The organism is Bacillus cereus group sp. N6, from assembly GCF_016483705.1.
GTDB classification, from domain to species: Bacteria; Bacillota; Bacilli; order Bacillales; family Bacillaceae_G; genus Bacillus_A; species Bacillus_A wiedmannii.
Window position 1 is genome coordinate 31,460 of sequence record NZ_JAEHBI010000024.1, and the last position, 14,197, is coordinate 45,656.

Genomic DNA, 14,197 nt, shown 5'->3' on the forward strand with positions numbered 1-14,197 from the left:
TATAAGTTTATGTACCAAACAAAGCAAACCTCTCCATACAATACAAAGATTTTTTCACATAATGAAATGTACATGTGATTGAATTTTCTGTATAATCTTATTTGCGGAGGGGATATGCATGAGAAGATGGGGGATTGAGTTATTAATTTTAGCAGTCGTTATTATTTGGGGGATTAATTTTACGATTGCTAAATATGGACTTTTAGAATTTACAGCAATTGAGTTTACTGCACTTCGGATGATATCAGCGGCACCGCTTATGTTACTCCTTACATTTTTTATTGAAAAGTCGGTTTATATGGAACGAAAGGATATACCTAGATTAATCATCGTTAGTGTTGTAGGTATTGTACTGTATCAAACGTTATTTATGGAAACTGTCAAATATACGTCCGCTACAAATGCCTCTTTACTCATTTCTATTTCACCTATTTTTACAACTGTATTTGCTATTTTTTTGAAACAAGAAAAGTTTTCTTCTCGAAAGCTCATCGGTTCTATAATTGCCTTTGGTGGTGCTGCATTAGTTTTATTAGCAGGGCATTCGCTTGCTAGTTCTTTTTATGGTAACGGAATTGGACTTATTACATCAATATGCTGGGGGCTTTATCCTGTTTTAGCAGGTCCATTAATTAAAAAATATTCAGCACTACGTGTTACCGCATGGTCAGCATTAGTTGGCGCGATTCCGCTTTTATTGTTAAGTGGACCACATGTATTTATAATGCCATTTCACATTACACATGGAATGACACTATTCGCTTTACTATATTCCATTTTCTTTGTAACAGTATTTGGTTTAGTGATGTGGTATGTTGGTATTCAAAAAATTGGCGCGTCACATACGATGGTATATATGTATATAACGCCACTTGTAGCTGTTTTATTTGCAGCTATATGGGCAAATGAATATGTATCATTTCAACAAATAATCGGTGGAATTATTATTTTCTTCGGTCTATGGTTTGTGAAATCGGAGAAAGTAAAAATTCATTCTACTGCGGGGGAACCTATATCAAAATAGGAAAACAGATCATCTATGATCTGCTTTCCTATTTTTTTATTTTTGGTAAGAAGACGAGAAATAAGATAGCAGTAATAAGTGGAATTAAGTTTAAAAATGGAATACGGAAGAGTGTGATAAGAATAATACCTGGAAGAAGAACACCGAGGACAGCGTAGAAAATACTATGATTTTTCGTGTACCAATACAATGAAAGTCCAATAAGTGCAGGGATAATGAGGTGAATGAGAGCCATTAAAAAATAAATCATTAGACGCCCCCTTTATTTGTGTACTTATTACATCATATCCGTATGTTCATAGATTGATATCACTTTTTTCATAAATGGACGAAAAATGTTTGGAAAAACGTCACAAATTATGAGAATATGATGTTTGAAATCTTGTATAATATTATTTCCTGAAAACATTAAAAACAACATAAACATACTGTTTATGTTGTTTTTAATTTGAGTGAAATGAATTTTAAGTAGTATGAACTCGAAAGAAATGAGTTATACAGCTTTTGTTGGATAGATAAAAATTACTGAAGAGGAGAACAGCATGATTAGTATGTCATTAAGATCATTTAAAATTCAATCGTATTATTTACTAGGTTTTCTTTTGCTAGGATGGATGTTAACACCGTTTTCAGCTCATTTTCTAGGTGCTGGAATTGGACTTATCGTAAGTATGTATTGTGTTTGGCTTTTAGGGAGACGAATTGAGAAGCTTGGAGATAGTATCGTAAAGAAAACGAAAGCACCGACGCTCGGTATGTTTAATCGTTTTGCAGCTGCCATTTTGGGCGCTGTTATTATGTACGAAATTGAGCACCACATGGTTATGTGGGCATTTGCAGTAGGGATTCTGGGTGGTTATTTCTTAATCGTTGTGAATTTAGGCTACTATAGTATGAAAGATGAGGAAGAATTAACAAAGGGCTAAAAAGATAAAAAGCCTCTTTTTAGATGGAATAGAGGGTCCGGCGAGGGGTAGTTACAATAGGAAGCATAATTTTGCATAAAATACAGGTTTCTGCTTCCTATAAGCTAACATGAAATCACGTATTAGTATGACTCTTATGTTCTTTAAAAAAGGTGGATATAATACAACAAATTATTCCGGTAATTAGAATAATATATTTTATCGTTTCACTTGTATGCTCAAATAAATTAACATTAAGCATCACAAGTCCCCAAAACATTTGGATCGCTCCATAACTGAATAAAATTTTTCCTGTACGAGAAAAATTTTTCAAAGGCCTCATCCTTTCCTGCATATGTAAATTGTATCATAAAAAAATAATAATGAATGATTATAAAATGAATTTTCTGTAAAATTTGGATGTTGGTATGTAATTTTACGAACTAAGTCATAGATGAAGAGATAAGATATAGAAAGAAGCTTACGTTAAAAACGTAAGCTTCTTTTTTATGTAAGTGTGTATAACCGTAAAGCCGCATTGGGTTTTGTCGGTGAGTACGCGGAACTTTACGGTTACACGGCACTTATTCATATGAGTAAAAGGGGTATTCCAACAGAAAGTTTGTACTTAAGCGATTGGACCGCCTAAGTTAATAATATCTTCAGAAACGCTGTCGAACTTTTTGAAGTTCTCTTTGAATTCGCTCGCAAGCTCGATTGCTTTCTCTTTATAAGCAGCTTTATCAGCCCAAGTTTGTTCAGGCATTAACACTTCGTCAGGTACACCTGGTACGTGAAGTGGAACTTCAAGACCGAAGATGTCATGTTTAGCTGTTTCAGTTTTCGCAAGTTCGCCGCTTAATGCAGCTTGAATCATTGCACGAGTGTAACCTAAGTTCATACGTTTACCAATGCCGTATTCGCCACCAGTCCAGCCAGTGTTTACTAAGAATACTTTCGCATCGTGTTTCTCGATTTTTTCACCAAGCATTTCAGCATAGCGAGATGCATCAAGTGGTAAGAATGGTGAACCGAAGCAAGTTGAGAATGTTGCTTGCGGAGATGTAACGCCGCGCTCTGTTCCTGCTAGTTTACTAGTGTAACCACTTAAGAAATGATACATAGCTTGTTCTTTTGATAACTTACTGATTGGAGGCAATACGCCAGATGCATCAGCAGTTAAGAAAATGATTGTATTTGGGTGTCCAGCAACACTTGGCAGTACGATATTGTCAATCGCATGCATAGGGTATGCAGCACGAGTATTTTCTGTTAAAGTAGTATCGTTATAGTCTGCGATACGCGTTTGGTTATTAATGATAACGTTTTCTAAAACAGATCCAAATTTGATTGCATCGAAAATTTGTGGTTCTTTCTCGTGAGAAAGGTTTACACATTTTGCGTAGCAACCGCCTTCAATATTGAATACACCGTTATCAGACCAACCATGCTCATCATCACCGATTAATTTACGGTGTGGATCAGCAGATAATGTTGTTTTACCTGTTCCAGATAAACCGAAGAATAGTGCTACGTCACCTTCTTCACCTACGTTTGCAGAGCAGTGCATAGAAAGAATATCTTGTTCAGGTAGTAAGAAGTTCATAATAGAGAAGATTGATTTTTTCATTTCTCCAGCGTATTCTGTACCACCAATTAGTACGATACGTTTTTCGAATGAAACCATAATGAATGCTTCAGAGTTTGTACCGTCAACAGCTGGATCAGCTTTGAAATTCGGTGCAGAAACAATTGTGAACTCTGATTCATGAGTTGTTAATTCTTCTTCAGTTGGACGAATGAATAATTGATGTACAAATAAATTGTGCCATGCATATTCGTTAATAACTTGAATTGGTAGGCGGTAATTGCGGTCAGCGCCTGCAAATCCATTGAAGATGAATAACTCTTCTTTTTCTTTTAAGTATTCTAAAACTTTAGTGTATAATTTATTAAAATGTTCTTCAGAAATCGGTTGATTCACTGCTCCCCAAGCAATTTTGTCAGCAACCGATGCTTCTTTCACAATAAATTTATCTTTAGGAGAACGTCCTGTATATTTTCCTGTTGAAGCAGAAACGGCACCAGTAGAAGTTAATTTCCCTTCATTTCGCATTAATACTTTTTCCACTAATTGCGGAACACTTAGTTGAATCTGTGCATTGCTTCCGTTCAATAATTCGTGTAAACCAATTTGGACATTCACAGTACTCATATTTATATACCATCCTTTTCATTTAATGAAATATTTCTCGTAATCCCCAACAAGAGTATAACACAATTATATAAATAATGTATACTATTTATTTCTTTTTGTTTGTGTGAATGTATTATTTCCTTATTAATATTTCATTCCAGGCGTATTGAGAAAAACTTTCAGGAAAATGTGAATATTAATTGACAAATGAATATCATTTCTTTAGTATAGGTTGGGACGGATACTCTCTTATCCCGAGCTGGCGGAGGGACAGGCCCGATGAAGCCCAGCAACCTCACTTGTAGTGGTAAATACAGGTGAATAGGTGCTAAAACCTGTGCGAGGCTAACGGTCTCGAACGATAAGAGCAAAGGGCAAAAAGCAGTATGCAAGTAGCAAATTAAACCTTTCCTCTATGTAAAGTAGGAAAGGTTTTTCTGTATGCTTGTGTGGGAGAATAAATGTATGTCGCAGTTTGTGGCAAATTAAGGATGAGTTCCGTACAATATATACAATTACTGTAGGGAGGTTTACCACATGACAAAAAAACGTCATCTGTTCACATCTGAGTCTGTAACTGAAGGACATCCAGATAAAATTTGTGACCAAATTTCTGATTCAATTTTAGATGCGATCTTATCAAAGGACGCAAATGCACGTGTAGCTTGTGAAACAACTGTAACAACTGGTTTAGTATTGGTAGCGGGGGAAATTACGACTTCTACTTACGTAGATATTCCAAAAATCGTTCGTGAAACAATTCAAGGCATTGGTTACACACGCGCAAAATACGGATTCGATGCAGAAACTTGTGCAGTTTTAACATCTATCGATGAGCAATCTGCTGACATCGCTATGGGTGTTGACCAAGCGCTAGAAGCACGCGAAGGTCTAATGACTGACGCTGAGATTGAGGCAATTGGTGCGGGAGACCAAGGTTTAATGTTTGGCTTCGCATGTAATGAAACACAAGAATTAATGCCACTTCCAATCTCGCTTGCTCACAAATTAGCTCGCCGTTTAACTGAAGTACGTAAAGATGACACATTATCATACTTACGTCCGGATGGAAAAACGCAAGTTACAGTTGAGTATGATGAAAATGGTAAACCTGTACGTGTAGATACAATCGTAATTTCTACACAGCATCATCCAGATGTTACATGGGAAGAAATCGATCGCGATTTAAAAGAGCATGTAATTAAAGCTGTAGTTCCAGCAGAATTAATGGATGGAGAAACGAAATTCTTCATTAACCCAACTGGCCGCTTCGTAATTGGTGGACCACAAGGTGATGCTGGTTTAACAGGACGTAAAATCATCGTTGATACTTATGGTGGATACGCTCGCCACGGTGGCGGTGCATTCTCTGGTAAAGATGCAACGAAAGTTGACCGTTCTGCAGCATATGCAGCTCGTTATGTTGCGAAAAACATCGTAGCAGCTGGTCTTGCTGACAAAGCAGAAGTACAACTTGCATACGCAATTGGTGTAGCACAACCAGTATCAATTTCAGTTGATACATTCGGGACTGGTAAAGTATCTGAAGACGTACTAGTAGAACTAGTTCGTAACAACTTCGATCTTCGCCCAGCTGGTATTATTAAAATGCTAGACTTACGTCGCCCAATTTATAAACAAACAGCAGCTTACGGCCACTTCGGACGTACTGATGTAGACCTAACATGGGAACGTACAGACAAAGCTGCAGCTTTAAAAGAGCAAGCTGGTCTATAATATATGAAAAAAAGCTTTGCGCCGTGAGCGCAAAGCTTTTTTTATTTTGTTTTACTTCCAATTTGAATACATGAGCTACAATACACTTCGCCGTATAGCTCAATATACTTTTTCATATTCGTCATACTATTTGCTGGAAAGGGCATATGAATCCATGCTTTTTCATACGTTTGTATTTCTTTTTTACATGATTTACAAAGGATTGGTTTCTTCTGGAACATATGTAATCAACCTTTCATTTGACGTGCTTTACCCGCGCAAAAGGCACTGCATAGTAAAAATAGTGTTGCGAATATAATGCTTACTAATGTAGCGTATGGAATTGCGCCTTTTAGAGAAAAGCCGACAGTAATGGAAGCGACGAATAAGAGGATGAATGTTGTTGTTAGTTTTTTATAAAGTTCCATAATATGTAGACCTCCTTATTTAGAGATAGAACGTTTAAAAATAAAATCTATTATATAGGCAAGTACGAGAGGAATTAATGTGCTAGTCAAATAGTAACGAATACCACCATCAGGCAAAAGTACATACAATTTTAAAAAGTTAATATCGAACCCGTAAGCGATACATTGAAAAAGGGATAATATAATTAGGAATGGTATAATGGGTACGGATCGTTTCATATTTTGAATCATGTAAAGCTCCTTTATATGGATAAACATACTTATATTGTATCATGTTGAATTCTTTGCTTCATACATAATTTTACAATAAAATGAAAGGGAAGATGAAAAATGAGTGTAACTGAACATAAAAAACAAGCTCCAAAAGAAGTGCGTTGTAAGATCGTGACGATTTCCGATACACGTACGGAAGAGACAGATAAGAGCGGACAACTATTACATGAATTGTTAAAAGAAGCGGGACATAAAGTAACTTCTTATGAAATTGTAAAAGATGATAAAGAAAGTATTCAGCAAGCGGTGTTAGCTGGTTATCATAAGGAAGATGTAGATGTTGTATTAACAAATGGCGGTACTGGTATTACGAAACGCGATGTCACAATTGAAGCAGTATCAGCGTTATTACATAAAGAAATTGTCGGATTTGGTGAGCTGTTCCGTATGATTAGTTATTTAGAAGATATCGGAAGCAGCGCAATGTTAAGTAGAGCGATTGGTGGTACAATTGGGCGCAAAGTAGTTTTCTCGATGCCAGGATCGAGCGGAGCAGTTCGCCTTGCGATGAATAAATTAATTTTACCGGAATTAGGTCATATTACATTTGAGCTGCATCGCCAATGAGTAAGTATGCTGGAATTGTATTAGCAGGCGGTATGTCGAGTCGATTCGGTGAGCCGAAAGCGTTAGCAATTTGGAAGGGAACTACTTTTGTTGAGCATATTGTGAAAGTGATGGGAAATACTTTGCAAGACATTGTAGTAATTAGCCATACTGATATAAAAGAGCGAGTAGAGCAACTCGTACAAGTTCCTGTTATAGAAGATATTCCGCATTATAAAGGAAATGGACCGCTTGCCGGCATTGTATCAGGTATGGAATATATAGAAGCAGATTGGTACGCTATTATGCCTTGCGATGCACCAAACGTTTCGCCAGAGTGGTTTACCATTTTACTAGAGCAAACGAGTAATGAATATGATGCGGTTGTACCTATTATTAATGGAAGAAAACAACCGTTACTTGCAGCGTATCATAACCGTGTGAAAGAAAAGATGTATGCTTTGCTTCAGGAAGAAAAAAGAAGTGTGGGCCAGCTTTTATCACAATGTAATGTAAAGTATGTTGCTGGAGAAGATGTACAAGCGCATGCGGATTGGTTTATAAATGTGAATACGAAAGAAGAATATGTGCAGGCTCAAAAAAACCTTTCAAATGAATGAAAGGTTTTTTGGTATACAGAAATTGGGGAACAATTACTGTATAAAGGTATGTGAGTAAGTTGATTTTAAGGGGAATTCTTAAAATCAATATACAGTTAAAATACTGTATAACCATATATTAATTTTTATGGGTTTTTATTACAAGTCTGTTTAGTTATGTTTATTTTTGATATAATGAATATAGAAATAAAACAATGTTTAACCTTATGTATCATTTATGAAACTAAAATTTATAACTGTGTAATAAACTCCCTTCGTCTAGTTGAAGGGAGCTCTTCTGTTTAAGCGAGTAATTCTGATGTGGTGTTCTGAAGGACGGTTTCATATTGGTCAAGTAACCCACGGAAAATCTCATCCCAGCTTTTTGTTTTAGCATAAGATGAAGCCGCTATGCTCATTTGCATAAGTTGCTCTTCATTTCGCAATAAAGAATGGATGGATGATAGAAATGAATCCGCATGTTTGGGCGGGCAAAGAACTCCTGTCTGTCCATCCGTAATAATATTTTTAACCCCGCCACTATTTGCACCGATGACAGGTGTACCGCATGCAAGTGATTCGAGTACGACATTTCCGAACGTTTCAGTAGCGGATGGAAATACCATGATGTTAGAACAAGCATATGCTTCAGCTAAATCCTTACCTTGTAAATATCCAGTAAAAGTGACATTTGTATTCGGAACAGCTTCACGTAAATTTATTGCTAGAGGACCGTCTCCTGCAATGAGCCAATGAATATCGTTTCGAGTATGCGCTGTTTTCGCAATAAGGTGTTGTAACGTATCAATATCTTTTTCAGGGGCAAGCCGTCCAACATAGGAAAGGACATACTTCGCTGTAATATTATATTTTTTTCGGAATAGGTCTGTATTGTAAGATGGATGAAAGAGTGTGCAATCTACACCACGTCCCCATATGGAGAGGGAATGAAAGCCTTTATTTTTTAGTTGGTGTAACGTTTCAAAGGAAGGAACGAAATTTTTTTGCATATGGCTATGAAACCATTTTAAATAGTTCCAAAGCATGTTAGAGAGAAATTCGATTTTGTAATAGCGTAAATAAGCATCGAAATCAGTATGATAAGAACCGACAACTGGGATGTTTAACTTTTTTGCATAATACAATCCACAAAGTCCCATGTTGAAAGGTGTAGCAATGTGAATAATGTCAGGTTTAAAGGAAAGAAGTTCTCGTTTAATGCGCGGAGTAGGAAAAGAAAAGCGGCATTCTGGATATAATATTGTTAACGGGATACTTCTCATCTTGTTCACATTAGCTACGAAATTATCTTCAGCTGTATGCTGAGGGGCGAAAACAGAATAGGCGATCTTTTCTTTCTGAAAGTAACGTGTTAATCGTTCTAATGTTTTCGCAACTCCGTTAACTTGTGGCGTAAAAGTATCGGTAAAAATGGCGACTCTCATCATATCACTCCTTTATGTGAAAAGTGGGATGAATTGATAAAAAGAGATGATGCCAGAGCAAGTGCCGAGGCACATACCGACGAATACATCAGACGGATAGTGAAGCCCTAAATAAATGCGAGAAATGCCAACGCATAATGCTAACGGTAATAGAAAAGCAAATATGCTTGGATTATAGCAAATAAATGGAATAAGGACAGAGAAAACGGCTGTTGTATGACCAGACGGGAAAGAGTGGTCTTTTAATGGATGGACTGGATATTTCGCATCCTGAATTGTTAAATAAGGGCGTTTTCGCGGATACCATCTTTTTAATATTTGTACAGGAATATGGCTAATTGCTAAAGAAATAGCAGTTGCGATTGCAGCTTGATGCAAAGTCCCTTTTGCAAAAATTAAAAAGAAAAGTGTGAGTGCGATTGAGAAAGTAGCACCACCGATATGAGTAATATTGCTGAAAAAGATATTTAATGTTTTTTGATCAAAGTATCGGTTAATTCCTTTGAAAATGTAACATTCTATTTTATACAGTCCACTGACCTTCATGAAAATTCTCCTCCCTCGTTTACATATATATGGAGATATTAGCTTTTATTTTAATAAGATTTTATTGAGGGAGTAATAATGTTTTGTAAAGAAAAAGTTAGTTTTTATCCCGCTTTAATGGGCAGTAAGACCCCCACCTCAAAATTCAGCGAAAGCAAAGAAGTTAGGTGGGGGATCAACTGCCCATAAAAGTCCGATTGGTTCAACTAATAATCAGTGGGGGATGAAGAAAAACCCCACTGATTAAAGTTTCACTTTATATAAAAAGCTGCCACTTTAATGGCAGCTGGAAAAGTTACTTCTGTAATGATTTATAATACTGGCCTTTTTCAACATATTGTGTGCGAATTCGCTCCATGTCTTTACGGTCTTCTTCTGTTAATTCACGAACGACTTTAGCTGGTCGACCGAATGCTAATGTGTTTGGCGGGATTTTCTTTCCTTGTGAAACGAGGCTTCCAGCACCGATAAAGGCTCCTTCACCAATTTCAGCACCATCTAATATAATAGATCCCATTCCAATTAAAGCATCTTTTTTAATATGACAGCTATGTAAAATAACTTGATGCCCAATGGTCACGTCGTCTTCTAAAATAAGAGGATACTGTGGGCTTTGGTGAAGTGTACATTGGTCTTGTACATTTACCCGGTTTCCAATGATTGTTGGTGAAACATCACCGCGTATGACTGTATTAAACCAAATACTTGATTCTTCACCAATGGAAACGTCGCCTGTAATCGTAACATAATCAGCGACAAAAGTACTACTCGCAATTTTCGGATTTTTTTCTTTGTAAGGATATATCATGTAAAGTCTTCCTTTCCTAGAGACTAGTTTCAGTGTATCAAATTATGAGAAAGAGTGAAATGGAGGAGGTCCGTATGTGGAATTATGAAACAGAGGAAGCGAAAGCTGTCGTTGTTATCGTGCACGGCGCAATGGAATATCACGGACGTTATGAAGCCGTTGCGGAAATGTGGAATCATATCGGCTATCACGTCGTGATGGGGGACCTTCCGTCACACGGAACGACTTCAAGAAATAGAGGACATATTGATTCATTTGATGAATACATAGAGGAAGTTAAATTATGGGTGAAAGAGGCAAGAAAGTATAGGTTACCTATTTTTATATTTGGTCATAGTATGGGTGGTCTTATTGTCATTCGTATGATGCAAGAAACGAAGAGAGAAGATGTAGACGGCATTATTTTAAGTTCGCCATGTTTAGGCTTAGTAGCTGGACCTTCAGCACCACTTCAAGCTGCCTCAAAAATATTAAATATTATCGCTCCAAAATTGCAATTTGCAACGAATCTTACAGTGGAAATGTCCACTCGTAATCATGAAGTTAGGGACGCGATGGAGAATGATTCATTGTTCTTGCGCAAAGTATCAGTACGTTGGTATAGTGAATTGATTAAGTCTATCGAAATTGCTCATAAAAAAATAGATGATTTTCCAGATGTTCCGCTCTTGCTAATGCAAGCTTGTGAGGATAAACTTGTAGATAAAATACGTGTCCGCACTTGGTTTGATAATGTTAAAATAAGTGATAAGGCTTTTAAAGAATGGCCGAATTGTTATCACGAGTTATTAAATGAGTATGAGCGTGATGAAATTTTGAATTATATTCAGTCATTTACTGAAATACGCATCAATAACATAATAGAAACAAACAAATAAGTAAATTATTTGTACATCGAATAGAGGAGATGAAGGAAGAAGTGAACGTACCGAGTAATCCCATAACGCTCATGGCGAAAGTATACCGTGATGTGTTTCCGGTAGTACACCATGAGCTAGCGGTGTGGAAAGAGCGTGCCTACCATATTCCGAATGATGAGCTTCATAGTCAGGCAATCGCGAGTATTGAGAATAAAACGTTTCATTGCGAAGGCGGTGGTATTTTAGCACTGTTAGCAAATGAGCACCGAGAGGAATGCATTCGTTTTATCGTAGCGTATCAAACAATCAGCGATTATTTAGATAATTTATGTGACCGCAGTACATCACTTGATCCGAATGATTTTGCTGCACTGCATGAATCTATGTTAATGGCATTATCACCTGAAGTAGAAGGTGGCGGTAATTATTATCGCTATCGTGATGATCAAGACGATGGTGGTTATTTAGATGAACTTGTTGAAACATGCCAAGATGTTTTAAAGAAAACGAAGCACTATGACAAAATTGCTCCTGTTCTTCATGAACTTGCTTGTTATTATTGTGATTTGCAAATTCATAAACACGTGAAGTTAGAAGAAAGAGAACCACGCTTACAAAAATGGTTTGAAGCACATAAAGAAAATTTACCTGAAATGAGCTGGTTTGAATTTTCAGCATGTGCCGGTTCTACACTTGGAATCTTCTGTCTTGTAGCATATGCATTTCATGATGAATTACATGATGAAGATATTGCGAAAATTAGACAAGGATACTTCCCATACGTACAAGGACTTCACATTTTACTTGATTATTTCATCGATCAAGAAGAAGACCGCGCCGGCGGGGATTTGAATTTCTGTAGTTATTATGAAAACGAGCAAGCGATATTAGATCGTATGAAACATTTTGTAGAAGAAGCAGAGAAGAGTATTGGTGATTTACCTCATGCGAAGTTTCATCGTCTCATAAGCCGAGGGTTACTTGGTATTTATTTATCAGATCAAAAAGTATCAGCACAAAAGAATATGAACAAAATGGCACGGCGCATTGTAAAATACGGAGGGCTTACTTCACGATTCTTCTATTGGAACGGGAAGATGTACCGAAAGAAAATGGCGCAGTGATGAAAAAAACCACTCATGTAGAGTGGTTTTTTGTTATAATATGGTAAATTCTGGTGGTGGAAATGAAGCGATTGTTTCAAAAGCTATATGAAAATATTGAAGTAACGTTACTCATGCTACTTTCCATTTCATTTGTAACTGGAATGTATATGATGATGAATAGGCCAAGTGGTCCTACTATGATGGATTATGTGCCGCAAGTAATAATTGGCACAATTATTATTGTAGATATCGTGTTCTTAATGAATAGTAGAAAAAAACAAACGAATAGTAAATAAAAAAGCATTTGTACACGAGAGTACAAATGCTTTTTTATTTATGATCGTATTTTTGAAAATACATATATGAGAAGTTCAATTGCGAAAATAACTAAAACAGATAGTCCGAATAAAGGCATGACAGCGCCTAGTATAACCATCATGATAAAGAAAACGATTATGCTTTTTTTATCTCTTTGTTTTGGCGGTGCTGCTAATTTTCCTTTCGGCTTTCTTGCAAACCACATTTTTACTCCGTAATAAATAAGAAGTAATAAAGATAATGTCGTTAGTAAGCATAATATTTTATTTGGCCATCCGAATAAATGACCTTCGTGAAGCGGGATACCGTAAGTGAACCATTGTGCAAATAAGCCATAATCACGATAGTCCGTTTTTGAAATGAGTTTTCCGCTATATTGATCAAAGTAAGCTGTTATTTCTTCATTTGGTGCCACATCCATGCCCGTAATACCAGAACCGCTCGATTTCGAAACGGTGAATACACCTTTCGGATCAGTTGGTAGTGAGATAACGTATGGCTTTTTTATTTCAATTCCTTTTTGTAATTCATCGACAGAAATTGTTTTTGGCTCATTTGAATTCGATTCAGGAGGGGCTTCTTTTCTTGTTGCCCACGGCAATTCTTTTACCTTTGATTCAGGCGGTGCCATATACAACTTGGGATATCCAATCGATTCATTCGACGATGCGATTTTATAAATTTGGTTACCCATAAATCCTGACCATGGCAATCCAGATGCGACTAACAAAACGAGTGGAATTGTAAATATAATACCGATAATAGAATGACGTCGTTTTGCTTTTTCTCGCTTAGTGGATGCCGGTGTGTTTTTGAATTGGCGTATACTCATATACAATCCAGTCACAATTAAAAAGATTGTCCAGCATGCCGCAAGCTCTACAGTATAGTTGACGACAGTGCCACCAACTAAAAGAGAACTATGTAATTCCCGCATTATATTGGCAAACGTTTCACTTGCATTTTGATCTCCAATAATTTGATTATTGCTATCTAAATACACATATTTTTGTTGCCCTGTATATTCATTTGCAATAGTAAGCCTCGTATTATAATCCCCATTAAACTCACTAATTTTCGCCACACTATAATGTGGATATTTTTTCTCTGTTAAGGAAATAGAATCAGACATCGAAATAGATTCCGTTTGGGCGCTCTTCCCAAAATATAAATCTTTATAGATGAAATCTTCAACTTCTTCCCGAAATAAATACCCAATTCCGCTCAGTGACAACGTAATAAGAAGCGGTGTAATAAAAAGCCCAGCATAAAAATGCCAACGCCAAAAAATGTAATGAAGCGAACGATTTACTTTCATACTTTCAGTTCCCCTAACCTTCCCTATATGAATAAATTCCTCATTTTAATATAGCGAGATTAAGTGTGGATATTTTGAAGGAATTGTGAAAAATGTTAAAAGTTTTGG

Annotated in this window: 18 protein-coding genes and 1 riboswitch; of the genes, 8 read left to right on the top strand and 10 right to left on the bottom strand. The window is 36.6% G+C overall.

The window, feature by feature from the left end:
• Nucleotides 1-118: 118 nt before the first annotated feature.
• Nucleotides 119-1,024 (top strand): DMT family transporter, encoded by a 906-nt coding sequence (locus JDS99_RS17360; RefSeq protein WP_088064632.1) that lies wholly within the window; start codon nt 119-121, stop codon nt 1,022-1,024.
• 28 nt (nt 1,025-1,052) lie between these two features.
• On the opposite strand, the gene JDS99_RS17365 is transcribed toward JDS99_RS17360, so the two are convergent.
• Nucleotides 1,053-1,274: a hypothetical protein gene (locus JDS99_RS17365; protein ID WP_000639043.1), complete on the bottom strand. Its 222-nt coding sequence runs from the start codon at nt 1,272-1,274 to the stop codon at nt 1,053-1,055.
• Nucleotides 1,275-1,566: 292 nt separating this feature from the next.
• Here JDS99_RS17365 and JDS99_RS17370 point away from each other — a divergent pair, with 292 nt between their 5' ends.
• Nucleotides 1,567-1,950, top strand: coding sequence for an ATP synthase subunit I (locus JDS99_RS17370; RefSeq protein ID WP_060486665.1), 384 nt, complete (start codon nt 1,567-1,569; stop codon nt 1,948-1,950).
• 115 nt (nt 1,951-2,065) lie between these two features.
• Here the strand turns inward: JDS99_RS17370 and JDS99_RS17375 are convergent, their stop codons facing one another.
• Together JDS99_RS17375 and pckA are read right to left on the bottom strand one after the other, a co-directional pair.
• Nucleotides 2,066-2,263, bottom strand: coding sequence for a hypothetical protein (locus JDS99_RS17375; RefSeq protein WP_088064631.1), 198 nt, complete (start codon nt 2,261-2,263; stop codon nt 2,066-2,068).
• A gap of 294 nt (nt 2,264-2,557) precedes the next feature.
• Complete coding sequence (gene pckA, locus JDS99_RS17380) at nt 2,558-4,144, bottom strand: phosphoenolpyruvate carboxykinase (ATP) (protein WP_048540837.1); 1,587 nt, start codon at nt 4,142-4,144, stop codon at nt 2,558-2,560.
• A 228-nt stretch (nt 4,145-4,372) separates the two neighbouring features.
• Nucleotides 4,373-4,494: riboswitch (SAM riboswitch) on the top strand.
• A gap of 169 nt (nt 4,495-4,663) precedes the next feature.
• Between pckA and metK the strand changes: the two genes are divergently transcribed.
• Nucleotides 4,664-5,863, top strand: coding sequence for a methionine adenosyltransferase (metK, locus tag JDS99_RS17385; protein WP_000163113.1), 1,200 nt, complete (start codon nt 4,664-4,666; stop codon nt 5,861-5,863).
• A 41-nt stretch (nt 5,864-5,904) separates the two neighbouring features.
• On the opposite strand, the gene JDS99_RS17390 is transcribed toward metK, so the two are convergent.
• From JDS99_RS17390 to JDS99_RS17400, 3 genes are read right to left on the bottom strand one after another with little or no spacing between them, the layout of a single operon-like run.
• Complete coding sequence (locus JDS99_RS17390) at nt 5,905-6,084, bottom strand: hypothetical protein (RefSeq protein ID WP_088064630.1); 180 nt, start codon at nt 6,082-6,084, stop codon at nt 5,905-5,907.
• A 6-nt stretch (nt 6,085-6,090) separates the two neighbouring features.
• The gene (locus JDS99_RS17395) at nt 6,091-6,270 is read right to left on the bottom strand and encodes a hypothetical protein (RefSeq protein ID WP_088064629.1); all 180 of its coding nucleotides are present in this window, start codon (nt 6,268-6,270) and stop codon (nt 6,091-6,093) included.
• Between the two features lie 15 nt (nt 6,271-6,285).
• On the bottom strand, nt 6,286-6,501 hold the full coding sequence (locus tag JDS99_RS17400; RefSeq protein WP_088064628.1) for a hypothetical protein: 216 nt from the start codon (nt 6,499-6,501) through the stop codon (nt 6,286-6,288).
• Between the two features lie 99 nt (nt 6,502-6,600).
• Here JDS99_RS17400 and JDS99_RS17405 point away from each other — a divergent pair, with 99 nt between their 5' ends.
• Nucleotides 6,601-7,110, top strand: a complete 510-nt coding sequence (locus JDS99_RS17405) for a MogA/MoaB family molybdenum cofactor biosynthesis protein (RefSeq protein ID WP_000117127.1) — start codon at nt 6,601-6,603, stop codon at nt 7,108-7,110.
• A complete protein-coding gene (locus JDS99_RS17410) occupies nt 7,107-7,709 on the top strand; it encodes a molybdenum cofactor guanylyltransferase (RefSeq protein ID WP_088064627.1) in 603 nt (200 codons plus the stop codon). The genes JDS99_RS17405 and JDS99_RS17410 overlap by 4 nt, the downstream gene beginning before the upstream one ends.
• A gap of 281 nt (nt 7,710-7,990) precedes the next feature.
• On the opposite strand, the gene JDS99_RS17415 is transcribed toward JDS99_RS17410, so the two are convergent.
• The 3 genes from JDS99_RS17415 to JDS99_RS17425 all read right to left on the bottom strand — a co-directional run bounded on the left by JDS99_RS17415 (nt 7,991) and on the right by JDS99_RS17425 (nt 10,487).
• Nucleotides 7,991-9,133, bottom strand: coding sequence for a glycosyltransferase family 4 protein (locus JDS99_RS17415; RefSeq protein WP_199695426.1), 1,143 nt, complete (start codon nt 9,131-9,133; stop codon nt 7,991-7,993).
• Nucleotides 9,134-9,145: 12 nt separating this feature from the next.
• Nucleotides 9,146-9,679, bottom strand: a complete 534-nt coding sequence (locus tag JDS99_RS17420; RefSeq protein WP_000868583.1) for a phosphatase PAP2 family protein — start codon at nt 9,677-9,679, stop codon at nt 9,146-9,148.
• A 295-nt stretch (nt 9,680-9,974) separates the two neighbouring features.
• Nucleotides 9,975-10,487, bottom strand: coding sequence for a gamma carbonic anhydrase (locus tag JDS99_RS17425; RefSeq protein ID WP_199695427.1), 513 nt, complete (start codon nt 10,485-10,487; stop codon nt 9,975-9,977).
• 74 nt (nt 10,488-10,561) lie between these two features.
• Here JDS99_RS17425 and JDS99_RS17430 point away from each other — a divergent pair, with 74 nt between their 5' ends.
• From JDS99_RS17430 to JDS99_RS17440, 3 genes are all read left to right on the top strand, one after another.
• On the top strand, nt 10,562-11,365 hold the full coding sequence (locus tag JDS99_RS17430) for an alpha/beta hydrolase (protein WP_000267444.1): 804 nt from the start codon (nt 10,562-10,564) through the stop codon (nt 11,363-11,365).
• Nucleotides 11,366-11,406: 41 nt separating this feature from the next.
• Nucleotides 11,407-12,471 (top strand): tetraprenyl-beta-curcumene synthase family protein, encoded by a 1,065-nt coding sequence (locus tag JDS99_RS17435; protein WP_142291822.1) that lies wholly within the window; start codon nt 11,407-11,409, stop codon nt 12,469-12,471.
• Between the two features lie 62 nt (nt 12,472-12,533).
• A complete protein-coding gene (locus JDS99_RS17440; RefSeq protein ID WP_088123562.1) occupies nt 12,534-12,749 on the top strand; it encodes a hypothetical protein in 216 nt (71 codons plus the stop codon).
• A 38-nt stretch (nt 12,750-12,787) separates the two neighbouring features.
• Here the strand turns inward: JDS99_RS17440 and JDS99_RS17445 are convergent, their stop codons facing one another.
• Nucleotides 12,788-14,089, bottom strand: coding sequence for a PepSY-associated TM helix domain-containing protein (locus JDS99_RS17445; RefSeq protein ID WP_149213717.1), 1,302 nt, complete (start codon nt 14,087-14,089; stop codon nt 12,788-12,790).
• Between the last annotated feature and the right edge of the window lie 108 nt (nt 14,090-14,197).